Source organism: Paraburkholderia sp. GAS206C, from assembly GCF_050435645.1.
Lineage (GTDB): Bacteria > Pseudomonadota > Gammaproteobacteria > Burkholderiales > Burkholderiaceae > Paraburkholderia > Paraburkholderia phenazinium_B.
Map to the genome: position 1 here is coordinate 219,208 of NZ_JBNDKR010000013.1, position 26,017 is coordinate 245,224.

At 63.1% G+C, this 26,017-nt stretch carries 8 protein-coding genes; all 8 read left to right on the forward strand.

The features are described 5' to 3' along the window. Positions 1-22: 22 nt before the first annotated feature. The 8 genes from P3T20_RS32300 (at position 23) to P3T20_RS32335 (ending at position 25,959) form a co-directional block, all read left to right on the forward strand. Complete coding sequence (locus tag P3T20_RS32300) at positions 23-814, forward strand: ABC transporter ATP-binding protein (RefSeq protein WP_074267456.1); 792 nt, start codon at positions 23-25, stop codon at positions 812-814. Further along, complete coding sequence (locus P3T20_RS32305; protein WP_143787660.1) at positions 811-1,821, forward strand: ABC transporter substrate-binding protein; 1,011 nt, start codon at positions 811-813, stop codon at positions 1,819-1,821. The genes P3T20_RS32300 and P3T20_RS32305 overlap by 4 nt, the downstream gene beginning before the upstream one ends. Continuing rightward, positions 1,814-3,838, forward strand: coding sequence for a Fe(3+)-hydroxamate ABC transporter permease FhuB (fhuB, locus tag P3T20_RS32310; protein ID WP_429288951.1), 2,025 nt, complete (start codon positions 1,814-1,816; stop codon positions 3,836-3,838). The genes P3T20_RS32305 and fhuB overlap by 8 nt, the downstream gene beginning before the upstream one ends. A gap of 382 nt (positions 3,839-4,220) precedes the next feature. Then, entirely contained in the window at positions 4,221-6,350 is a 2,130-nt protein-coding gene (locus tag P3T20_RS32315; protein WP_429288952.1) for a TonB-dependent siderophore receptor, read from the forward strand. A gap of 378 nt (positions 6,351-6,728) precedes the next feature. After that, the gene (locus P3T20_RS32320) at positions 6,729-8,159 is read left to right on the forward strand and encodes a peptide synthetase (RefSeq protein ID WP_429288953.1); all 1,431 of its coding nucleotides are present in this window, start codon (positions 6,729-6,731) and stop codon (positions 8,157-8,159) included. 216 nt (positions 8,160-8,375) lie between these two features. Continuing rightward, the gene (locus P3T20_RS32325; RefSeq protein WP_074267459.1) at positions 8,376-9,239 is read left to right on the forward strand and encodes a YqcI/YcgG family protein; all 864 of its coding nucleotides are present in this window, start codon (positions 8,376-8,378) and stop codon (positions 9,237-9,239) included. A 116-nt stretch (positions 9,240-9,355) separates the two neighbouring features. Continuing rightward, positions 9,356-17,911 (forward strand): amino acid adenylation domain-containing protein, encoded by an 8,556-nt coding sequence (locus tag P3T20_RS32330; RefSeq protein WP_429288954.1) that lies wholly within the window; start codon positions 9,356-9,358, stop codon positions 17,909-17,911. An 8-nt stretch (positions 17,912-17,919) separates the two neighbouring features. Further along, positions 17,920-25,959 carry a non-ribosomal peptide synthetase gene (locus P3T20_RS32335; protein ID WP_074267460.1) on the forward strand — a complete coding sequence of 2,680 codons (8,040 nt, stop codon included), beginning with the start codon at positions 17,920-17,922 and terminating at the stop codon, positions 25,957-25,959. Positions 25,960-26,017: the final 58 nt, after the last annotated feature.

The window sequence follows — 26,017 nt, forward strand, 5'->3', positions numbered from 1 at the left end:
AAACCGGACCACAGCTTTCGTCATGCAGTCATCAGGCGGTTCCTCGCTTTACCAGCTCTCCGACGTCGATTTTTCAATCGGCGACCGGCCGCTGCTGCAATCCATTTCGCTCCATATCGCACCGGGCCAGGTGGTGGGTCTGATCGGCCACAACGGTTCGGGCAAGACGTCGCTGATGCGGCTGCTGGCACGCCTGCATCAGCCGACGCGCGGCACGATTTACTTCGACGGTACCCCGCTCGAGAATTGGCCGCACCGTCGCTTCGCGCAGCAAGTAGCGCATTTGCCGCAATACACACCATCTACGGATGGCCTGCAGGTGCGCGAACTGGTCGCACTGGGCCGCTATCCATGGCATGGCGCGCTGGGCCGCGTCACGGCAGATGATGACGCGCGCGTCGAGGAAGCAATGGCATGGACCGACGTCGCGCGTTACGCGGACCGCGCCGTCGACAGTCTCTCGGGAGGCGAGCGTCAGCGTGTCTGGCTGGCCATGCTGATCGCGCAGAACAGTCGCTGCGTGCTGCTCGATGAACCGACCTCGGCGCTCGATATCAGTCACCAGATCGAAGTGCTCGGGCTGATCCGTTCGCTGTGCGAAAAGCGCGGCATGACCGCTATCGTCGTGCTGCACGACGTGAACATGGCGACGCGCTTCTGCAATGAGCTGATTTCGCTGCGCGGCGGCAAGGTGCTGATGCAGGCGAGTCCTGCGGAGATCATGCGTCCGGATAGCCTCGAAGCCATCTACGGGGTGCCGATGGGTGTGCTGACCGATCCGCAGAGCGGCTATGCGATTGGATTTCCGCGATGACCAAACCCGTCATTCGACCTGCGAGCAGGATTCCGCGCACGGACCCGCTACGCCGCAGGCTGCTTGCAGGATTCGGCGCGCTCGGTGCGTTCAGCATGCTTGACGCGTTTGGTTCGGCGAGCGCCTGGGCTGCTACGCAGACACAGAGCACTTCGTCCGAGCCCGCGCCTCACCGCATCGTCACCCTGAACTGGGAATTGACCGAGACGCTGCTCGCACTCGGCGTTGCACCGGTCGGCACACCGTTGCCCGACTGGTATCGCAATACGATTGTCGAGCCGCCGCTGCCCGCGAGTGTGGCCGATGTGGGGCTACTGTATCAGCCGAGCTTCGAGATGCTGCAGGCGCTGGCGCCGGATCTGATGATCATTACGCCGGGACATGCCCCCGCCAAACGCTGGCTCGAGCGTATCGCGCCGACGCTCACGCTCGGCGCTTACATGTCGAGCGATACGCCTTATCCAGCGCTGCTGAACGAGACGGGCGAACTCGCCGCAAAACTGCAGAGACCGCAGCGCGCAACCGACCTGATCGCCGCGACGGATCGCAACACCGCTAACGTGCGGGCGCAACTCGGCGTGCGTCCTGCGCTGCTGCGCGCGCCGGTTCTCGTCGCGGATCTGGTCGACGACCGCCATCTGCGCGTTTATGCGCAAGGCAGCCTGTTCGACGAGATGTTGCGGAAGCTAGGAGTCCAGAATGCTGCCAATCCCGGCGCGGGAAGCCAGCCATGGCGTACGGAACAGGGCTTCGCGATGGTGCCGGTGCAGCGCCTTGCCGATGTCCAGCAGGCAAGCCTGCTGCTGGTGGGTCCGCTGGAGGCCTCCGCACGTGCCGGCGTCAGGAAGAATGCGATCTGGCAGGCGCTGCCCATGGTGCGCGAGCGCCGCATTGCCATCCTGCCTGTGATCGCCCCGTATGGAGGACTGGTTTCGATGCAGCGTTTCGCGCAGGCAGTGGCGACGGCGCTCGCCACAATCGACAACGGCGGAGGCGGCGTTGCGTAACCTTGCTGCTGCATCTGTGCCCGCTGCACCGCGCGATTTTCGGGCGGCGCTCGTCGGCGTGCTTGGGGCGGTTGCCCTGATTCTCGCGATCGTCGGTATCCATGTCCAACTGAACGGCGCTTCGTTCTGGACGACGCTTTTTGCACCGAACCGCACTGACTTGCATCAGGTGCTCGTGCGCGACAGCCTGCTGCCGCGTATCGCCATGACCTTGCTGTGCGGCGCGGCACTGGCACTGGCGGGCACGCTGGCGCAACAGGTGCTGCGCAATCCGCTCGCCGAGCCGATGACGCTTGGCATTTTCCCCGGTTCGTACCTCGCGTTGATGATCGCCGAGTTGTGGGCGCCATCCTGGGTCGCCGGTGGCCGTACCATAGTGGCGCTCGCCGGTGGCGGCATCGCAATGCTGCTCGTGTTCGGGCTCGCGTGGCGGCAACGGATGTCTTCGCTTTCGGTGATCCTTTCAGGGATGATCGTCAACCTGTACTGCGGCGCCATCAGTCTCGCCATCTGCATGTCCCATTTCGACCTGCTGCGCGGGCTGATGATCTGGGGCGGCGGGGCGCTCGATCAGAGCGGCTGGCAGGAGAGCCGGCAACTTCTGTGGGGTGTGCTCGCTTGTGTCGTCGCGACTGTGCTGCTGCGCCGTCCATTGGGCGTATTCGAGGCCGGCGATTCGACCGTGCAGAGCCTTGGCATCTCGTTGCAACGCACGCGCTTTGCCGCGCTGCTGATCTCGGTAGTCCTGACGGCCTGCGTCGTGTCGACGGTCGGCGTGATCGGCTTTGTCGGCCTTGCTGCACCCACGCTGGCGCGCCTCGCTGGCGCAAGGCGACTCAGACAGCGCCTGATCTGGGCGCCTTTGCTTGGCGCGGCGTTGTTGTGGGCAACTGATGAAATCGTCCAGATGGTGTCTTCAACGGAACTGTTCTCGGCGCATCTGGTGCCCACCGGAACGGTCACCTCGTTGCTCGGCGTTCCCTTGCTGATGCTGTTGCTGCCGCGTTTGCGCAGCCAGCCTGACCTGCATGCGAGCGCCATCGCGCATGCACCGGTAGCCAGTCTTGGTAGACGCTTGCCGTGGGCAGTGGTCGGCCTTGTCGTGGTGCTGGTGCTGACCTTCGGCATATCGCGCGGTGTCCACGGCTGGCACGTTGCCAGTCCTGCGCAGATCGGCGCGCTGCTGTTCTGGCGGCTGCCGCACGCCATCGCGGCGATGTCGGCAGGTGTGCTGCTGGCGGTCGCCGGTACGCTGATCCAGCGCGTCACCGCCAATCCGATGGCGAGCCCCGATCTGCTCGGCGTGAGTTCTGGTGGCGCCCTCGGCATCGTCATCATCCTGTTCGCAGGACTCGATCCAACACCTGGGATCCTGTTCGCGGGCTGCCTCGCCGGCGCTATGACGACGCTTGCGCTGCTATTGTGGCTGGGCGGCCGCGCCTCGTTCGCGCCGGACCGGCTGCTGCTGATCGGTGTCGGGATCAGCGCGCTGTTCGAGGCTATCGTCAGCGCGACGCTGGCTAGCGGCGATCCACGTGCAGGTCTGCTAATGGATCTCGTGGTCGGCTCGACTTATTACATCGAACCCGCGGCTTCTTATGCGGCCGCTGCCGTCGCGCTAGCGGGACTGGTGCTCGGCCCGTTGATGGCACGCTGGATCGAAACGCTGAGCCTGGGCGCGCCGATGGCAGGCAGCCTCGGCGTGCCCGTCGCGCGAGCACGTCTGGCGATCCTGCTGCTAGCGGCGTTGCTCACCGCCACGGCCACGTTGCTGGTCGGCCCGCTTTCGTTTGTCGGGCTGATCGCGCCGCATATCGCCCGCTATTCGGGCGCGCGCCGGCCTGCAGTGCAGATGTTCGTGGCGTCGATCGTCGGCGCGTTGCTGATGGGCTTCGCGGATTGGCTTGGTCGCCAGGTCATGTTCCCTCAGGAGATGCCGGCTGGCCTTGTCGCGACGTTAATAGGCGGTCCTTATCTGATTGCGCTGACTCTGCGGAAGACAGTTGCGTCCACCTGAGCGCTCCGAAAGCCCGGTGCTTCACGCCGGGCTTTCGCCCTCTATACGGACCACAGGTCACAAACAACAGACAAAACTCAAAATGTATTTGCAAATGAGAATCGTTATCGATTAACATCTTATTCGCGATAACGAGATGTCTGGCGCATAGCGCGTCCGCGTGAGGCATCCACTGCGCGAGAGTGGTCTATTGCTGTTCGCGGTGCTGGGGAAAGTGCAAAGCCGCGATTCACTTTCGCTACGAATACATCATCCTGACATGCCTCGTTAGTTGTCCTTTTCAAAGGACCCGACGGGTTTGTGTCTTCACGCCGAGAATTTGCCAGCCACGATGAAAACAACCATGGACCATAGCCGTAGTAAGCGGCGAGCCAAAGCTCGCTTGTTCCAGTCCCGGCTGACGCCGGTGGCGATTTCGCTGATTGCGATGTGGGCCGGGCACGCCCGGGCGCAATCGACGCCAGCAAGCACGACAGGCGACAGCAGTGTGCTGCCGGCCGTTACGGTGACGAGCGACAGCGATGCCACCACCGAGGACAGCGGCTCCTACCGGGCCCGCAACGCGACGGTCGCGGGCGGTGTAGCACAACCGCTGCAGGAGATTCCGGCCTCGGTCTCGGTGGTAACGCGTCAGCGCATGGACGACCAGAACATGACGCAGATTCAGGATGCGCTGCTCTATGTCACGGGCGTCGAAGCGTTGAATTACGGCGATGGCACGGCCTATTACAGGTCGCGCGGCAATTACCTTGGTGTCGAATTCGACGGCGTGTCGGTTGTCAGCGGGTTGCAGTATCAGACCCAGTTCGATCTGGCCATGTACGACCGCATCGAAGTGTTCCGCGGTCCGGAAGGTGTGATGACGGGTGCAGCCGATCCGACCGATGCCGGCGGTACGGTCAACCTCGTGCGCAAACGTCCGCAGAACACGTTCCATCTGGAAACCGAGACGCAGATCGACTCGTTCGGCGCTGTGCGCCAGATGGTCGACGTGACCGGGCCGCTCAACAAGGACGGCTCGTTGCGTGGCCGCGCGGTGATTGTGGGCAGCGATGGACTGCAATCGGTCGACGGCGTGCGCGAAAAAAAGTTCATGGTGTACGGCGCGCTCGACTACGACTTCAATCCGCGCACGACGCTGTCGTTGTCGGCGGCCTATGAGGTCAATCCGGTGTCGGGCTTCGACTATGGTATCGGCGAAACGGCCTCCGGCACGCGGCTGCCGAGTTCGTACTCGCAAAACTTCAGCCCGAGCTGGAATTACAGCTATACGTCGCTGGCGGAAACCAATCTCAACCTGACGCACCGCTTCGAGAACGACTGGCAGTCGTCGACCACGGTCTTCTATCGCCATGAACTGCAGTCGACAAATTACGCCTATTCCGGCCCGGGCGTCACCGACGACGGCCTCTCGGCCTACGGCGATCAGCGGCAGCGCATTACCTACGACTGGTTCGGCGCCGATACCCATGTGTCGGGCCCGATCAATCTGTTCGGCCAGACTCATACGCTGACCGTCGGGGCAAACTACTCGCTGCAGAACGAGACTACGAAGTCCGGCTTTGTCTCCCTCACGGGGCCATTCGCTGACGGCGACTACAACGTCTTCGATGCGGACTCGGTGCCGAGCGTCAACGTGCCGTTCACGTATGGTTCCAACATCCGGACCGAGGAATACGGGGTCTACGCACAGGCCAGGATTCATCTCGCCAAGCCGCTGACACTCGTGCTCGGTGCGCGCGAAACGTTCTTCAATGAAGAGTCGCAGACCATCTTGCCGAGCGTATCCGACTGGAGCACGGAAGCGCGGATGAATGGCAAGTTCCTGCCGTCGGCGGCACTCGTCTATGACATCGTTCCCTGGTTGAGCGCATATGTCAGCTATTCGAAGATTTTCGAGCCGCAGACGGCGACCACTTATACGGGTGCGGCGTTGCCGCCAGCAACGGGTGACCAGTACGAAACCGGCCTGAAAGGCACGTTCCTGAACGGACGCCTTGGTGCGACGGCCGCTCTGTTCCGCATCAACACCAACAACGTCGCGATCACGGACCCCGACAATCCGACGGGTTCGATCGCCGGCGGCGCGGCGCGTGACCAGGGCTTCGAGTTCGAAGTCACCGGGGAGCCGCTGCCGAACTGGAATGTGTATGCGGGCTACACCCTGCTGAACGAAAGCTTTACGAACCAGACGGCCAATTACTCGGACGGCACGGACCCGAAACATCTGTTCAAGCTGTGGACGAGCTACCGCCTCTCGCAAGGACTCCTGAAGGGTGTGACGGTGGGCGGCGGGATGCTGGCTCAAAGCGAGATTACCCGTGGTGTAGAGCAGGGCGGCTATGCGATCTTCAATGCGCAGGTGGGCTATCGCATCAACAAGCACGTGGATACCTCGCTGACGCTGAACAACATGTTCAATCGCGAGTACTACGTGCGTCCGCCCGGAACGTACTTTAGCCAGTTCGGGGACCGGCGCAACCTGATGTTGACGGTGCGCACAGATTTCTAACGTGGCAAATCGAGGCATGCGCGGGAATTCCTTCGCGCATGCGGCTGCATGAAATGCGCGGCTCCGCTTTACGGCGTGGCCGCGCGCTGGTCTCTGGACCTCACGCACAGCGCCGCGCGTTCGTAGCGCTTGTGGAAACGCGCCGCCTCGGAGCCAGCTTGACCTGAAAGAACTTGACAAGACTGGGCATCATGTCTAATTTTGTATAAATGATAATCATTCGTATTTGTATTCAGCATGTCGAGCCGGCGGTGTGTCTGCCGGGTTTGTCGCGTTTGCCGCATTTGTTATCCGCCAGCCATTCGTGAGGTGTGCTGTGCATGCTATGCCGACGCTGTCGTGCAGCGCACTCCCGAGTCACTCACAGGAAATATCGCCATGACGCAAGCTACGCCGTTGCTATTCGACTTTGCGCCGTTCGCCGGCAAAAGCGAACAGTACGTAGAGCTGATCAAGCAGTTCGCCGCCGCCCAATCGTTTCGCAGCGCCACCGTCGACGAGTTGCTACTCGATGACGACTACCACCGGCGTCCGTTGCGCCCCGAAGACTTCGAGTTCCTCAAGTTCGCCAAGCCGGTCCGTCAACATAACGTGAGCCGTCTGCCGTCGCTGGCTGCAAACCGTACGCTGCTATCGATCTATGAGCTAGGCATCGCGCGCCTGCCGCGCAGCGCAGAGGCGGCGGAGTGGCAACATTTCAGCGGGTTCTATCGTGACGACGTCCAGGTGCGTGGCGCACAACTCGCGCCGTTCCTCGAGTCGTATGCATTTGAATATCTCGCTCAGGACCAGGGCATCGAAACGGATGCCGCCGCGGCGGCGGGACGCCTTGCGCGGATTGTCGACGACGAAACCGCATTCTGGAGCGGGACATTCGAGCGCCTGATGCGCAACGATTATCTCGAGGAAGGGTTGCGCTTCATCATGGTCCAGCGCTGGGCGCTGGCGCCGTCGAAGCGCCGCGCGTTGGCGAAGGCTGCCGCAAGCGGCCTGTTCGATATGCTCCCTGCCGAGTTGCGTCCGACGCTCGAAGGCGATCTTCCTGACGACGCTTTGCTGCAACGTGTAGCCGGTGCGTGTGGTGTCACTCGCCAGCAACATGCGTACTGGCAGTTCTACCTGCCCACCAGCATGGCGAAGTGCAATCTGCTGTACGCGCTGGGACGCCGGCCGGATCGCGCGTTCGCACTCGTCGGCGCCGCCTTCGCGGCGCAAGCCGAGTGGCTCGCTTTCGGTCTCGCACTCGAGCGCGCTTGTGCGCATCTGCAGCCTGCCGGACGCCGTCGCGGCGACGCAGCTGAGCGAAAGACCGAACTGGTGGCGCGCTTCACGCAGGCGTTGCAGAGCATCGAGCGCCAGTTCGGCGCCGCTGCCTTCACGCAGGCTGTGCAAGGCGTCGCGGCTGCCGAGCGTCTCGCCGAGCGGGCCCGTTGGGATCTTGGCGAACAACTGCTGTGGCTTTCGTCGATTCGCCGCTACGTCGATTTCGCGCATCGCATCAGCACGCGTATCGATGCGGAATGCCCCGGCATCGACCGTGAGACCTTCGTCGAGCCGCATGAGATGTGCTCGACCACGCACGTTCACAACGACCATCGTCTCGTGACCATTCAGGATGGCGAAATGCTTTTCTGGGGCAACGTCGGCATGCAGCTCAAGATGAACGAGGGCGACATGGTGCTGATCCCCGATGGACGCCTGCATGGCTCGACCGTCGTCTCCGGCGAGTGCACCTATCATCAGCCGATCATCCCCGACGATTGGGTGCAGGCGCTGGTCACCGAACTGGACGCGAAGGCCGAGGCCTGAGCATCGCGCGCGGGCACTTGCGGTTCTTTTGTGGCCGTATCGTTGCCGAGCGCCGTGAACACCGGAAAGCCTGGGACAAGGGCGCCGGTTCCCCCGCAAACCGATATCGCAGTTGACGCACGTCCGCGAGGGCGTGTGCCGGCCCGCTCGCCACTGCGCGATGCAGATGTGTGACGACAAAGGACATTGAAGATGCGCTCAAACGAGGGAACCGTGATGGATGCCGTGCAGTTCGCCGAACCGCCTGCGCCAAACCCACACGAAGACGCGCTGCCCAGCGAAGGATTCGATCCCGGCGACTGGAAAAGCCGGATCATCGCAGGACGCGCGACTGGCGCGGCAGCGAATCCGCCCGCATGGCTGGATGCGTCGTATGGCACGATGTGCGGGCATGTGATGGACCCGGCGTATCCGTGCTTCTTCGGCACGATGGCCGAGAAACGCGGCGAAATGTTCTATTCGTATGTGAACGGCAGGGACATTCGCGATTTGCCCGCAACGATGCAAACGTTCGCCGAGCTCGTCTCGCTGCCGCAATATCGCAAGAACAACATTGCAGTGTTCTTCGAACCCGATCGCGAGCCGCTTACGCACGCGGCGTATCACGACTTGTTCTGGAGCATTCTGCAGCACCTGCACGACGTTGACCCCCATCCGCATGCCGATGCCCAGCCGGACCCGTCGCACGAAGACTGGGAGTTTTCGTTTGCCGGCGTGGAGACCTTCGTGGTTTGCGCGTGCCCGTCGTTCCGGCAGAGACATAGTCGCAATCTTGGACCCGGCATGGTGCTGCTGTTTCAGCCACGCAGCGTGTTCGTCGACACCATTACCAACAAGGTGATCGGGCGTGAGGCGCGCAATCAGGTGCGCAAACGCATCGAAACTTGGGACACGATTCCCGCACACCCCGACCTCGGCTTTTACGGCGACCCAGGCAATCTGGAATGGAAGCAATACTTCCTCGACGACACCAACTTGCCCGCCGACGATCGTTGTCCATTTCTCAAGCGTCAACGCGAGAAGGCTGCAGCCCACGCGCTTGCCGATGTGGCATGGCGCAGAACATCGGCACCCGACTGAGACCGAGCACGAACGCGAACGCCGTGCGCGTCGTGAACGCGGCGAAGATTGAGCGAGTGGGTGACGCATTGCCCGAATCGCCGCAACGGGCGCGGCCTGCCACACGAGATGGTGAAATGACTGAGAACATGATCGAACGCTTGCGCGCATTGAGCGTATCGCGCGCGACCGGCACCGCGCTGGTGACGCTGGATGCCAGCGGTGAGAAGCGCTATGACTATGCGGGCCTGGACCGGCGCGCACGGGCAATTGGCGCAGTCTTGCACGGGGTGGATGGCGAGGCGGATGCGGAAGCAGCCCATATGCCACCGCGTGCGCTTCTGTTGATGGACAGCGGTGTCGATTACGTAGCAGCGTTTTTCGGCTGCCTCTACGCAGGCGTTATCGCAGTGCCGGCTTATCCGCCCGAGTCGTTGCGCGGACAACATCTCTCGCGCCTCGAGTCGATCGCCGCAGATGCGGGAGCTAGCTTCATCCTGACGACTGCCGCGCTTGCCGGCAAACTTCGCGATGCGTTTGAGAAGATCGCACCACGCGCTGAAATCATAATGGTGGACACGCTCGATCTGGGCAGCGACGCATCGAGTTCCTTCGAGCCGCATCGCGCCGTGCCGTCCGACATCGCATTTCTGCAGTACACCTCAGGTTCGACATCGGCACCCAAGGGTGTGATGGTTACACATGGCAGTTTGTGGGCCAATGAGCTGGCCATCCGCGAAGGCCTTGGTGTTCGCGAGAACGACGTGTTTGTGAGTTGGCTGCCGCTGTATCACGACATGGGTCTGATCGGAACGCTATCGCAGCCTGTGTTTAGCGGGATTCCACTGGTGCTGATGTCGCCGCAGTATTTTCTCGAACGGCCGGTGAGATGGCTCGAAGCAATCGCGCGTCATCGCGGCACGATCTCGGGTGGTCCTGACTTCGCGTACCGGTTGTGCGCCGATCGCGTCAGCGAAGAGCAGCGTGCAGCTTTAGATCTGTCCTCGTGGCGGCTCGCATTCTCTGGCTCGGAGCCGGTTCGAAAGGCCACTCTGGAGGTTTTTGCTGGACGCTTCGCTGGCGTCGGGTTCGATCCGCATGCGTTGTTTCCGTGTTATGGACTGGCTGAGGCTACGCTCTATGTCAGCGGCATTGCGCCGGGGAGTGGTCCTCGTGCGCCGTCATTTTCTGCGACTGGACTCGCAGCCGGTCGTGCCGAAGGCGAAGGCGCCGGGGATGGCGATGGCATACCCATCGTTTCATGCGGCAAGCCTGTGAACGGCCATGCGTTGGCAATCGTCGATAGCGAGAGTGGCATTGAGCTGGGTGCAGGGCAGATCGGCGAGATTCTCGTGCGAGGTCCGAGCGTGGCGGCTGGCTATTGGCGTCGGCCCGAGGACAGCGCTCGTACGTTCGTCGAGCGCGACGGCTCACGTTGGCTGCGCACGGGCGACCTGGGCTTTCTGCACGAGGGCGAACTCTACGTCGCCGGGCGCATCAAGGATCTGCTGATCGTGCGTGGTCGCAACGTGTATCCACAGGATCTTGAGCTCGCGATCGAGCGCGAGGTCGAACTGGTGCGTCGTGGTCGCGTCGCGGCGTTTGCAGTTGAGATCGATGGTCAGGAAGGCATTGGCATCGCTGCGGAAGTCTCGCGCAACATGCAGAAGCTCGCGCCGGCGGAGGCGATTTCGGCTGCGCTGAGCGAAGCAGTCGCACTTGCTTGCGGTGAACCGGCGGGTGTCGTTGTGCTGCTGAATCCAGGTGGGTTGCCGAAGACGTCGAGCGGTAAGGTACAGCGAGCGGCCTGTGTGCGCGGTTGGCAGCAGCGTTCGCTCGACGCCTATGCTTATTTTGAGCAGGGACGTCGGGTTGAATCGAATGCCTTGCGTGATGGTGGCGCTACTGTGGCCGAGTCTGCATTGTTAGCGCCGCTGGCCGGATTTGAACAGGAGCTTGCCGCGCTGTGGCGTGATGCATTGAGCTTGCCGCAGGAGCGCCCTGCTCGCGAAGACAGCTTCTTTGCACTCGGCGGCAGCTCGCTCGCGGCGGTGCAACTGGCTGCTTCTGCGCGGGCGCGCTGGGCGATCGATTACACGCCGCGCGATGTCTTTGGTGCGCCCGTTTTCAGGGACGCTGCTGCACTAATCGAGCAGAGGAGCGCGCAAGGAGCGGTGTCGCCGGAGTTGGTGGTAGCGCGTCTCTCTGACGACCAGCGGACGCAGACACGCGCCTCCGATGCCCAACGAGGCCTCTGGTTGACGTGGCACCATGACCCCGCGAGTGCCGCTTACAACATGAGCGGCGAGTTGCATTTAACAGGTGAACTGGATCTGGGCGCCCTGCAGCGTGCGTTTGACGACGTGGTACGACGCCATGAAATCCTACGCGCCCATTTCACGCTTGGCGACGACGGTGAGCCCGTGCAGGTCATCGAGGGCGGCATGCGCGTGCTGTTACCCGTGACGCGGCTTGAAACCGGCTCGCCTGCCGCACAACGTGAGGCTACGCTCGATGCACTGGTCGAGCAGGTGGCCCGACAGCCCTTCGATCTCGAACACGGGCCGCTATTGCGCGCTCACCTGGTCAGCATCGGTGGACGTGAGCATCGCCTGTTGCTTGCACTCCACCACATCATCGCAGATGGCGGGTCGGTGAACGTGTTGCTGACGTCGCTGGCGGACGCCTATCGTGCGCAACTGGCCGGCGCGGTTTCAGTGGTATCGAGCATCGAGCCTCAGCTACAGCACGTGGATTATGTCGCGTGGGAGCGTGCCACGCTCGATTCCGCTGCGCTTGCGCGCCAGCTCGAGTACTGGCGTACTCAACTCGCTGCGGACGGGGATCCCGCTGCCGCAGCGCAACTCTTTGCACGACCCGCTTCAAGTGCTGCGATTTCAGTCGCAGATGTTACGAGCCTTGCAGGGCATCAACGCAGTTTGACCTTCTCGCTTCCTGCCCGTACCGCAGCGACGCTAAAACGCGTTGGCGCAACTCGGCACGCGTCGCTCTTCATGACGATGCTCGCAGTCCTGAATGTCACCCTGCAACGTCTGAGCGGCCGGCACGACATTCGCGTTGGCGCGCCGATGTCACTGCGCAAGCTTCCCGAAGCGCAGTCGATGATTGGCTACTTCGTCAATCTGCAGGTAATGCGCACGCGCATGAACGCGCATCGCGATTTCGGCGCGCTCGTCGATGCCGTACGCGAAACCGTGCTGGCTGCGCAGGAACATCAGGATGTGCCATTCGATCGGCTCGTCAGCGCGCTGCTGCCGAACCGCGCAAGCGGGGCCGCGCTGTTCCAGGTCAAGCTGACCGAACAGCAGCCATTCGCCGAAGCCGCGTTCGCGCCACTCGACGCGCGGCTTCATGTGTTGTTGAATGACGCACCTCATTTCGACCTTGCACTTGATTTCACCCGCACCGGTGAAGCGATTGACTGCTTGCTCGCGTATGACGATACGGTGTTCGACACCGCGTTTGCTGAACGCTTTGCGGGCTTGTTTACTGAGTTGGCGGAGCGACTCGGCGGGGCGCCCGATACGCCTTTGGAGCGACATGTAGCGAGCTCAGTTACGGAGCTGATGCATTGCGGCGCGACTACCGGGCGACGCGCAAGCAACGTTCAGAACATCACCAATCCACAGGACGCGTACACTACGCAAGACGTGCTGGCGCTGTGGGATGCCAGCGTCGCACGTCACCCCGAACGCATCGCTCTTTACGACGGCAAGCGCAGTGTGACATTCGGTGCACTGGACGCCGCAGCAGAAGCGCTCGCGGCCCAACTTGACGTTCTCGGTGTAGGCGATGAAGCGCGCGTTGGCGTGCTGGCCAGCCGCTCGATCGAACAGGTGCTTGGCATGCTGGCGGCGTTCAAGGCCGGCGCAACCTGGGTGCCATTCGATCCGCAGATGCCGCCCGCACGGATCGCCACGCAGATCGCGGACAGCGGCGCAGTTGTGTTGCTCCATGCAGGCGCCTTGCCGGCGGCCCTGACTAGTATCGCGTCGAGCATCTCAACGCTCGCGCTGCAACACGACCTAACGGCTTCGTCAGCGTACCAGATCGCTTCCACCGAACCGGCACCACGTTCACGCCGCCCACCGCACGCAGACCGAGCGGCGTACATGATCTACACCTCAGGTTCGACGGGTGAACCGAAGGGCGTCGTCGTTACCCATGGTGGTCTCGCAAACTACGTGAACGGGATGCTCACGACATTGCAGGTCGACGCGGACGCGTCGTTTGCGATGGTGTCTACCCCTGCCGCCGATCTCGGCCATACGGTGCTATTTGGCGCGCTGTGCTCAGGACGCACGCTGCATCTGCTTGCACAGGACCTCGCATTCAACCCCGATGGATTCGCGCACTATATGGCCGAGCACCGGATCGGTGTACTGAAGATCGTGCCGAGCCACCTGGCCGCATTGCTGTCCGCAGCGCGTCCTCGCGATGTTCTGCCGACACATGCGCTGATTGCCGGCGGCGAGGCGACGCCCGCCGCGTTGCTCGAACGTCTCAGTGCGCTCCAGCCGACCTGTCGAATCTTCAATCACTACGGGCCAACGGAAACGACGATTGGCATCGCGATGCACGCTCTCCCGAAAGCGTCGCAATCAGGCCGCGATTTGCCCTTGGGTGCGCCGCTGCCCAACGCCCACATCTACCTGCTCGATGATCGGATGGAGCCAGTGGCGCGAGGCGCTGAGGGTGAGTTGTACCTCGGTGGACCGGGTGTCGCGCGCGGCTATCATGGTCGCGCTGGCCTCACGGCTGAACGCTTCGTGCCCGATCCGCTAGTGCCCGGTGCTCGCCTCTATCGCTCCGGCGATCGAGGACGTCGCGGCGCCGACGGCCTGCTCGAATACCTCGGTCGAGTGGACGATCAGGTGAAGATTCGCGGCTATCGCGTCGAACCGCGCGAGGTCGAGCGCGAGATCCTTCGCGTGGATGGCGTGCAAGATGTCGCGGTTCTGACATACGACGCGTCGTCGGGAAAACGCCTGGCGGCGTTTGTCGTGACGAGCCGCGCACTCGATGCTGTGATGGTCGACGCGGCCCGCGCGCTGCCCGACTACATGATGCCGGCAGAGACCATCGCGCGCGATGCGCTGCCGCTGAACGCCAACGGCAAGCTCGACCGCGCCGCGCTGCGAATGGCGTTCGACGAACATCGGCAAGGGCGGTTTGAGCCGACCGCAGGCCCCGATACCATTAACGTCGATGCACCTCGCACGGCAACCGAACTCACACTCGCGCAGATCTGGGCGGAAGTGCTCGGTATCGAACCGGGCCGGATCGGCCGGGGACAGAATTTCTTCGAAGTCGGCGGCGATTCGATTCTTGGCCTCAAGGTCGTTGCGAAAGCGCGTAAGGCTGGATCGTGGCTCACGCCGAAGCAGTTGTTCGAGCGGCGGACTCTGGCCGAACTTGCGCTTCACACGGAGTCGAAGGGTGGAGCGGCTAAGCAGGATGCTCATCGACAGCCTTCGATCAAGCGTGTGCCCGATACAGTGAGGGCGCGCACGGAAGCGTCCTTTGCGCAGCGGCGACAGTGGTTCTTATGGCAGCTAGCCCCCGAGAGTAGTGCGTATCACGTGGCAGGTGGGCTGTGGCTGGGGGGCGAACTCAACGCGGTTGCGTTGCGCAAGAGTCTTGAAGCGATCGTGACGCGCCATGAAGTGCTGCGTACGCGCTTCGTAGCAGACGAAGCAGGCAGGGTTGAACAACAGATAGATGCGCATGCTCAGCTCGACTGGCGCGAAGCTACTTTGCCGGCCGCACAGATTGATATGGCAGCGCGCGCGTTTGCGAGCGAGCCGTTCGATCTGGCAGCAGGTCCATTGTTGCGTGCCGCCCTGTACCGTAGCGAAGGCGAAGCAAACCGCAGCCTGCTGGTCCTGACGCTGCATCATATCGTCTCGGACGGCTGGTCGATACAGGTGCTGCTGGAAGAACTGGTGGCGCATTACCGCGCAGCAGTACTGAGCGAACCGTTGATCGCACACGCGTTGCCCGTGCAATACGCAGACTACGCGGCATGGCAACGGGAGTGGCTCGAAGCAGGCGAGCAGGAAAAGCAGCTCGCCTACTGGCGCGAGACGCTGGGCCCGACGCATCCCGTGCTGGCATTACCGACGGACGCACCGCGCCAGGCGCACGCGTCGTACACGGCAGGCCGCCATGGCGTGACGCTGCCGCCCGAACTGGCGCAGGCGGTCCGCGAATGCGCGCAGCGCAGTTCGACGACACCGTTCATGGTGTTGCTAGCCGCATTCCAGGCGCTCCTGCACCGCTACACAGGCGAGCGCGACATCCGCATAGGCGTTCCGGTCGCGAACCGCAACCGCGTCGAAACGGAGCCGCTGATCGGCTTCTTCGCGAACACGCAGGTGCTGCGCAGCCAGATCGACGGCGCGACCACATTAGGGACTCTGCTGACCCAGGTACGCAACGCAGCCGAAGGCGCGCAAGCCCATCAGGAACTCCCGTTCGATGTCCTGGTGGACGCGCTGCGCCCCGAGCGCAGTCTGAGCCACAGCCCGTTGTTCCAGGTGATGTTCAATCATCAGCGACGCGACTGGCGTGTGCTGCAGCAACTGCCTGATCTAACCATCGAGCCTTACCGGCTTCCGGGCACGATGGCGCAGTTCGAGTTGATGCTCGATACGCGCGAAGAGGAAGACGGCACGCTGACGCTCGAATTCACCTACGCGCAGGAGTTGTTCCACGAGCCGACTGTGCAGCGTCTGACTCGCCATTACCAGCGGCTGCTCGAAGCGTTCTCGCGACGCACCGACGGACTAAACGAAACGGTCGACGCGATCGTGCTAGCCGACGACACGGAACGTTCCATCCTCGCAGACTGGAGCCGCAATTCGACTCGTTACGTGGGCTACGAGCCGGTGTTCCGTGCCTTCGAACATCATGCCACCGTACATCCGGACGCGGCCGCTTTGCTCTTTGGCGAGCAGGTCCTGAGTTATGGCGAACTGAACGCGCAAGCTAACCAGCTTGCGCGCTGGCTGCGTGCGCAGGGCGTTGGCGTCGAATCGCGTGTCGGTGTGGCAGCGCATCGCTCGCTGGAGATGGTCGTCGCGCTCTACGCCATCATGAAGGCAGGCGCGGCCTACGTGCCGCTCGATCCCTCGTACCCGGCCGAGCGCCTCGCGTACATGATCGACGATAGCGGCATTGACCTGTTGCTGACCCACGGCGGCATCTCGTTGCCAGAGGTAGACGGCGTGCGCCGCGTCGAACTGGAATCGATCGACGCCGCTGCGTACGCAACATCCGATCTCAACGACATCCCGTTGCACGGCGCGAATCTCGCCTACGTGATCTATACGTCGGGTTCGACCGGCCGTCCGAAGGGCGTGGGCAACCGTCACGACGCGTTATGGAACCGTCTGGTCTGGATGCAGCAGACCTACGGCCTGAAACGTGGTGAAACGGTGCTGCAAAAGACACCGTTCAGCTTCGACGTCTCCGTTTGGGAATTCTTCTGGCCGCTGATGGTGGGGGCACGACTCGCTATCGCGGCGCCGGACGCGCATCGCGATCCTCAACGGCTGGCGGCAGCCATCCGCGATTACCGGGTGAGCACGCTGCATTTCGTACCGTCGATGCTGCAGGCGTTCATCGCGAGCGGAGAGGCATCACGCTGCGGCGAGACACTTGCGAGAATCGTATGCAGCGGCGAAGCGCTCCCGGCCGATCTGCAAGCAAAGGTCTCCGAAGCAATGCCACAGGTGGTTTTGCACAACCTGTATGGGCCAACCGAAGCAGCGATCGATGTCACCGCGTGGACTTGCATCGCAGAAGCCGGGCGTCCGGTGCCGATCGGCCGACCAATTGCGGCTACGCAAACCTGGGTGCTGGATGCGCGGATGCAGCCTGTGCCGCAGGGTGTGCCCGGTGAGTTATACCTTGGCGGCGCCGGACTGGCGCGTGGTTATCTGGGCCGGCCGGGGCTGACGGCGGAACGCTTCGTGCCGGACCCGCTTGGCGGTACGCCCGGCGCGCGCCTCTACCGTACCGGAGACCTGGTACGCTGGCGTGCCGATGGCGCGCTCGACTATCTGGGGCGGCTCGATCACCAGGTAAAGATCCGTGGCTTTCGCATCGAGTTAGGCGAGATCGAGGCGGCGTTGACTGCACAGACCGGTGTTCGCGAAGCCGTGGTCGTTGCGCACGATGGCCGACTGATTGCGTACGCGGTGGGCGAGTCGCTTGACGCTGCCGCGTTGCGGGTGCAGCTTGCGCGACGTTTGCCCGACTATATGGTGCCCTGGCGGATCATACCGCTCGCGGCGATGCCGCTGAATGCGAACGGCAAGGTGGACCGGCGCGCTTTGCCGCAGCCTTCTTCGGAGGCCGCGAGCGAGGTGACCTGGGAGGCGCCGCGTGAGGGCGTCGAGGCGCAACTCGCGGCGATCTGGTCGATGTTGTTAGGCGCTGCACGCGTCGGACGTCACGATGATTTCTTCGCGCTGGGCGGCCATTCGCTGCTCGCGGTGCGTTTGAACGCGCGGATCGCGCTCGAACTGAACGCGAACCTGCCGCTCGCCACGTTGTTCGAAGCGGCGACGCTGCATGAGCAGGCGGCGGCTATCGATCGTACGCGTCAAGGTGAGAACAATGACGAGGCGCTGCGTGGCCTCGATCTCTTTATCGACACCCTTTGAGCAGATTCATGGAAAAAGACACCGCGCGACGCATTGCCGAGCGCTTCATCGAGTTGTCGCCGGACAAGCGTCGTCTGTTCTGGCAGAGGATGAACGAGCAGGGCGTAACGCCAGCGCAGTTACCGATTCTTGCGCGGGCGCGGGTGTCCGAACAAAAACTGCCGGTTTCATACGCTCAGCAGCGGCAATGGTTCTTGTGGCAGCTTGATCGTGAGAGCAGTGCGTATCACGTGGCAGGTGGGCTGTGGCTGACCGGCGAGGTCGATGCGGTTGCGTTGCGCGCGAGTTTTGAAGCAATCGTGGCGCGTCATGAAGTGCTGCGCACACGCTTCGTAGCAAACGAAGCAGGCCGGGTCGAACAACAGATAGATGCACATGCTCAGCTCAACTGGCGCGAAGTTACTTTGCCGGCCACACAGATCAACACGGCTGCGCGCGCACTGGCGAGCGAGCCGTTCGATCTGGCGGCCGGTCCATTGTTGCGTGCCGCCCTGTACCGCAGCGAAGGCGAAGCAGGCCGCAGCCTGCTGGTTCTGTCGCTGCATCACATCGTCTCGGACGGCTGGTCGATACAGGTTCTGCTGGAAGAACTGGTGGAGCATTACCGCGCAGCAGTAATGAGCGAACCGTTGACCGCACATGCGTTGCCCGTGCAATACGCAGACTACGCGGCTTGGCAACGCGAGTGGCTCGAAGCAGGCGAGCAGGAAAAGCAGCTCGCTTACTGGCGCGATACGCTGGGCACGACGCATCCCGTGCTGGCATTACCGACGGACGCACCGCGCCAGGCGCACGCGTCGTACACGGCAGGCCGCCATGGCGTGACGCTGCCGCCCGAACTGGCGCAGGCCGTCCGCGAGCGCGCGCAGCGCAGTTCGACGACACCGTTCATGGTGTTGCTGGCCGCATTCCAGGCGCTGCTGCACCGCTACACAGGCGAGCGCGACATCCGTGTAGGCGTTCCGGTCGCGAACCGCAACCGCGTCGAAACGGAGCCGCTGATCGGCTTCTTCGTCAATACGCAGGTGCTGCGCGCCGAGATCGCCGGCCGCGACACGCTAGGTGAACTGCTCGAGCGTACCCGGCAGGCGACGGTTGGCGCACAGGCGCACCAGGATTTACCGTTCGATGTACTGGTGGATGCGCTGCAGCCGGAGCGCAGTCTGAGCCATAACCCGCTGTTTCAGGTGATGTTCAGTCATCTGCACAGTGACTACCGGGTGCTCGACGCGCTGCCCGGGCTGACTGTCGAATGGTACGAACTGACCGACGGTGCTGCGGCTTTCGAATTAACGCTCAATATCGTCGAGGCCTCCGACGGGAATTTATCGGCACAACTGATTTATGCGAGGGATCTGTTCAATAAAGAGACGATCGAACGTTTCGGCCGTCACTATGTGAAGGTGCTGAGCGGGTTGGCAGAGAATCCCGCCCAGGCGCTCATAGACATTGAGTTATCAGATCCCGCGGAGTGCCAGCCATCGCAATTCCTGGCGCACCGGGTTGACGTGGCCGCTGGCATGCCGCTAGTGCACCGGTCATTCGAAATGCATGTAGAGGCGCAGCCCGATGCAGTGGCCTTGCTGTGTGGCGACGTGCAACTCAGCTACAGCGAATTGAACGAGCGCGCCAACCGGCTCGCCGCACGTCTGATCCACGAGGGTGTTGGACCGGAGGTTCGGGTCGGCTTTGCAATGGCACGTTCGCCTGAGATGCTGGTTGCGCAGCTCGCGATCCTGAAAGCGGGCGGCGTCTATGTGCCGCTCGATCTGGCGTATCCGGCAGAGCGCCTCGCTTACATGATCGACCATAGCGGTATCGAACTGCTGCTCGTGCAGACGCATCGGGCGTCCGTCGCGCACCTGCCTGTATCCGGCGCGGGACGGATGCTCGATCTCGATACCCTCGATGTCTCGAACGAACCTGCGGGGAATCCGCTGCTCACGCCGCATGCCGACAATCTCGCGTACGTCGTCTACACATCCGGCTCGACCGGGCGGCCGAAGGGCGTCGCGGTTGCACACGGAGCACTTGCGGCGCATTGCCATGCCGTCGGGAAATGCTACGGCATGAGTGCCGCGGACCGCCTTCTGCATTTTGCTTCGGTCAGTTTCGACGCTGCCGCAGAGCAGTTCCTCGTGCCCCTGATGAACGGGGCGGCAATCGTACTACGCGACGACGAGGTGTGGTCGGCGCAGCGGCTCGTCCACGAGATTCGCTCGAAGAACGTCTCAGTGCTCTATCTGCCGCCTGCGTATCTCGACGCGTTTGCCCGGGTCACGGAGACCGGCGCGGTGAGCCTGCGGGCCTGCATCGCGGGCGGCGAAGCATGGTCGAGGGCGGGCTTCGAGGCAGTGCGCACGCACCTGAATCCGCAGCGGATTTACAACGCCTACGGGCCATCGGAAACCGTGGTGACACCGACGCTCTGGCAGCCTGACGCCGACGCCCGGTTCGACAGCGCGTACGCACCGATTGGCCGGCCAGTCGGCGAGCGCAGCGCCTGGGTTCTCGACGCGCAGATGAACCGGGTACCGTCAGGTCTGCCTGGCGAGTTATATCTGGGTGGCACCGGTATGGCGCGCGGCTATCTGGGCCGGCCGGGACTGACGGCCGAACGCTTCGTGCCCGATCCGTTTTCCGGCGACCCGGGCGCGCGGCTCTACAGGACCGGCGATCTGGTGCGCTGGCGCAGCGACGGCGAGCTGGAGTACATCGGACGCATCGATCATCAGGTCAAGGTGCGCGGTTTTCGTATCGAGCTGGGGGAAGTGGAAGCGCAATTGCGCGCCCAGCCCGGTGTGCGCGACGCCGTGGTGGACGCGCAGGAGGGACCGGGTGGCACGCGGCTGGTGGGCTATGTGAGCGGGCTACCGGGCTACTCGCTGGATACGGCCGCGCTGCGCGCGGGACTGGCCGCGACGCTGCCCGACTACATGGTGCCCAGCGTCGTGATGGTGCTCGACGCGTTGCCGCTCAACGCGAACGGCAAGGTGGACCGGCATGCATTGCCTACCCCCACGCAAGCATGCGCGCCGGCGAACGACGACGCTCCGCAGGGCACTGTCGAAGAGCGCCTGGCGGATATCTGGGCACAGTTGCTGCGGCGTGAGCGGATCGGGCGTCATGAGAATTTCTTCGAGCTGGGCGGCGATTCGATCATGGGACTGCAGATCGTTGCGCGTGCGCGTCAGGCCGGACTTCTTTTGACCGCCCGGCAGATCTTCGAACAGCAGACGATTGCGCAACTCGCGGCCTGCGCAGTCGCTCCAGACGAAGCGCTGCCGGACGACCGCAATGCATCCACCACAATAGATCCGCAAGCACCGGCTCCGTTGCTGCCGATTCAGGCGCGTTTTTTTGCGGAGCCGCTGCCGGAACGTCATCATTGGAACCAGGCGGTGTTGCTGCGCCTCGATGAGGCCGTCGACACCGATCGTCTCGAACAGGCATTGCACGCTGTCGTCGCACATCATGATTCGTTGCGTCTGCGCTTCGTGCCGTGCGAGCCGGCGCAATCGGACGGCTTTAGCTGGCGTCAGCAATACGCGCCCGTGGAGTCAGCGCCCATGCTGCAGGTTGAGAGCAGCGTGCGTACATCCGCCATCGAGACACTCTGCGACGCCGCGCAGCGCACGCTTGATCTGACACGCGGGCCGCTGTTGCGAGCACTTGCCATGCGTATCGAGGACGGCAGTTGGCGTCTGTTCATCGCGATCCATCACCTCGTCATCGATACCGTGTCGTGGCGCATCCTGCTCGATGATCTGCGGCGCGCATACACGCAACTGGTTGCGGGCGAGGCAGTGTCGTTGCCCGCGCGTACCACCTCGTATCAGGCGTTCGCCCGCCAGTTGCAGCACGCTGCACGTCAGCCGGAGATTGAACGATACAGCGCCAGGTGGCAGGCGCTGGCCGATGTTCCGGTCGCGCTGCCCGCGGGTTCGATAGGCGATAGTGGCGGCGTCGGGCCACAATCCTTTGCTCCAGTCAGCTCCACCGTGCGCTTCGACGCTGCCACGACGGGCCGCTTGATGCGCGATGCGTCGGTGGCCTATCGAACCCAGCTCGCCGATCTGTTGCTATTGGCAAGCGGTCGTGCCTTGTGTCGCTTCGCCAAACGGGACGTGTTGCGTATCGATCTCGAAGGACATGGCCGTGAGACACATTTCGGCGCGGCAGACCTGAGCCGCACCACGGGCTGGTTCACGGCGGTCTATCCATTCCGGCTCGACCCTAGTGGCGAGATCGGCGCTGCGTTAAAGCGCGTGAAGGAAGCGCGCCGTGAAGTACCGCACGGCGGAATGAGCTTCGGTATGCTTAAATATCTGGGAACTCCAGAACAACGTGCGGCGCTATCGGAAGTCGGTCATGCAGAGGTGCTGTTCAACTACCTCGGCCAGTTCGACGGCACGCTCGCTGGCGACGGTGGCTGGCAACTGGCGAGCGAAGGCACCGGCCACACGCACGACGAACGCAGTGGCAGTACGCACGCGCTCGAAATCGCAGGCCAGGTGCACGGTGGCGAGTTGTCGTTGACGCTACTGCACGCACGTGGCGACCGTTACGATGCGAGCACGCTCGACACGCTCGCGGAAGATATTCGTCGTGAACTGCTGGCGGTGCTCGCGCATTGTGAAAGCGGTGCGTGCGGCCTGACGCCATCGGATGTTCCGATCGCCATGCTCGATCAGGCGCAGCTCGACAACTTGCCGGTGGGCGCCGGCGAAATCGCAGACCTGTATCCGCTGGCGCCGATGCAGACGGGCATTGTGTTTCACAGTCTGCTGGGGCAGCAGTCCGGCGCGTATGTGAACCAGTTGCGTGTCGACATCGAACGACTTGACTGCGTGCGCTTTCAGGCAGCGTGGGAATCGGCTGCTGCGCGCCATGACATTCTGCGCACTGGCTTTCTTTCGTTTGAGGATGCGCCTCGCCAGTGGGTGGCGCGCCACATCGAGCTACCGTTCTTCATCGAAGACTGGCGCGATGCGCAAGAGCCAGAGCTTGCAACGCGGCTGGATGCCTATGCGGCCGCGCAGGTCGAGAGCGGTTTCGATCTGGGCCGTCCACCGTTGTGGCGCGTGACGCTGATCCGTACGGCCGCATCGCGTTATCACTTCGTCTGGACCTTTCATCACGCGCTGCTCGACGGCTGGAGTGCCGCGCAATTGCTCGCGGAAGTTCTGGGTGAGTATGAAGGCCGCAAGCAGGTTGGGCCGCCCGGACGTTATCGCGAGTTTATCGCGTGGCTGCAGTCCCGCGATCAGAATGCAAGTGAGGCGTGGTGGCGAGCGCAGACCGGCCGCCTCGACGGTTCGACGTTGCTGGCTAGCGCGTTGCCGAAGCCAGAGGCCGTGGACGCTGCCGCCGCAGCGACCAGCCGGGCCGATTCACCCGAGTCGACCAGCACTATACGCGCGGAGTCACATGCTTCAACGTTGCGGATCTGGGATGCCGAGCACACCGCACAGCTAAGCGCTTTCGCGAAAGCACAGCACGTAACGCTGAACACTTTGGTGCAGGCGGCCTGGCTCCTGTTGCTTCAGCGTTACACGGGGCAGCGCACGGTAAGCTTCGGGGCGACCGTCGCCGGTCGCCCCGAAGCGTTGGCCAGTGCGCACCGCACCCTCGGTCTGTTCATCAATACGATCCCAGTGATCGCCGTGCCGCAACCTTCGCTGAGCGTCGGTGCATGGCTCGAACAGATTCAGCAGCACGGCGTAGCGGCACGCGAACACGAGCACGTCGCACTGTACGACATCCAGCGCTGGGCGAAACTGGAAGGCGGGCAGGCGTTGTTCGACAGCATCGTCGTGTTCGAGAACTATCCGGTCGACGAGATCCTTGAAGCAGCGACATCGCGTGAGTTGCAGTTCTCCGGGCTGCGTAGCGAGGATCGCACGAGTTATCCGCTGACACTGTCGGTTACCCACGGACGACACGCACAACATAGCGGCGCGCAACGGGACGGCGAGACTTTGCGGATCGAATTCGCCTACACGTGTAGCGCTTTCGATGCGTCGCAGGTCGAACATCTGGCGTCGCACCTGGTAGCGCTAATCGACGCGTTCGTTGCGAATCCGGCGGCTCCGCTCGGTGCGCTGACAATGTTGCCTGATGCCGAATTCGCGCAATTGCGGCAACGGGGAGCGGGCGGCAGGCTTGAGCAGGCACCGCTGGTGCACGAACGCATCAGCCGTCAGGTAGCCATGCGGGGCGCCGGGCAGGCGCTTATGCTCGACGGCGAATCGCTCGACTATGCGACGCTCGAACGCCGTGCCAACCGTCTCGCGCATCGTCTGCGCGCGGCCGGCGTCGGGGCGGAATCGCGTGTCGGCATTGCGCTTGAGCGCTCGTTCGAGATGATCATCGCGGTGCTTGCCGTGCTGAAGGCGAGCGGCGCTTATGTGCCGCTCGATCCGTCCTACCCGGCCGAGCGGCTCGCGTTCATGATCGAGGATAGCGGGATCAAGCTGGCACTGACTGGCGGGGCGTCCACTGACGCTCTCGCAGAGCTTGGCGTAGCCAGCATCGACGTGCAGCAGGCGTCGGCGCTGGCGGGTGCCCGTCCTGAGGATGAGGAGATGGACCGCGCTCCTGCGTGCACCGTATCGCGCGACAACCTCGCCTACGTGATCTATACCTCAGGCTCGACCGGCCGCCCGAAAGGCGTCGGGATTACGCATGGTGCGCTTGCTCAGCATACCCAGGTATCGATCGATCTGTTCGGTGTCACTTCGAGCGACCGCGTCCTGCAGTTCTCTACGTTCAATTTCGATGGCTTTGTCGAACAGGTGTTTGCGACGCTGAGCGCAGGCGCTGCATTGATCCTGCGTGGACCGCAGCTATGGAGCAGCGAGCGCTTTCTCGATGAGGTCGAACAACAACGCATCACGGTTGCCGATCTCACCACTGCCTACTGGAACGCACTGGCCCAGGACTTCGCCAGTAATCCGCGTGCACGCGTCGCTTGTGCGAGCCTGCGCAGGGTGCATGCCGGCGGCGAGGCGATGCCCGCTGACGGCGTACTCGCCTGGCGCACGGCGGGCCTCGCACACGTTGAGCTCGCGAACACCTACGGGCCGAGTGAGGCTACGGTCACGGCGAGCGCATTCGATTGCTCGCCCTATCTGCGCACAGGTGTTGAGATCCCGCCGCATATTTCGATTGGGGGTCCGCTCGACGGCCGTTCGCTGCAGGTCCTTGATGCACAGCTTAATCCCGTGCCGGTCGGCGTGGCCGGCGAGTTGTGCATCGGCGGCACGCTGCTGGCACGTGGCTACCATGGACGCCCAGGCTTGACGGCGGAACGTTTCATCGCCGATCCTCATGCGGCGTCCCCTGGTGGCCGGTTGTATCGAACTGGCGATGTGGTGCGCTGGAACGCTCGTGGCACGCTCGACTATCTGGGCCGCATCGATCATCAGGTGAAGGTGCGCGGCTTCCGCATCGAACTCGGCGAGATCGAATCGGCGCTATTGTGTCAGCGTGAAGTGCGCGAGGCAGTGGCGGTGGTGCGCGAAGGCGCGGGCGGCGCGCGCGTGCTGGCCTATGTCGCAGCGGTGCCGGGCGCGCAACTCGACGTTCGCGCGTTACGCGCCGGCCTCGCTGCTACGCTGCCGGACTACATGGTGCCGTCAGCGGTGATCGTGCTCGACGCGTTGCCGCTGAACCCGAATGGCAAGATCGACCGGCTCGCGCTGCCCATGCCCGGTTCGCATGAGCTGATGCAGGCAGACGCGGAACCGGCCGACCCGCCACAAGGCCAGCTTGAAGAGGCGCTTGCCGCGATCTGGGCCAGTGTCCTCGAGGTACAGCAGGTAGGCCGTAGCGATCGCTTCTTCGAACTCGGCGGCCACTCGCTGGCGGCGATGCAGGTGCAGTCGGCAATCCGGAGTACGTTAGGCATCGAAGCGCAATTGGCGGATCTGATGAACAATCAGCCGCTGTATCACCTCGCGCAGACGCTCGCGTCCGCGAACCGGGTGGCGCAGGACGATGATGCAATGGCGGCTGAAATGCAGGACATTCTCGCGGAGCTATGACGGTGGCCTCGCATCTGACTGGCAACGCATTGACCGATACGCTGGACGTTTTCAACTA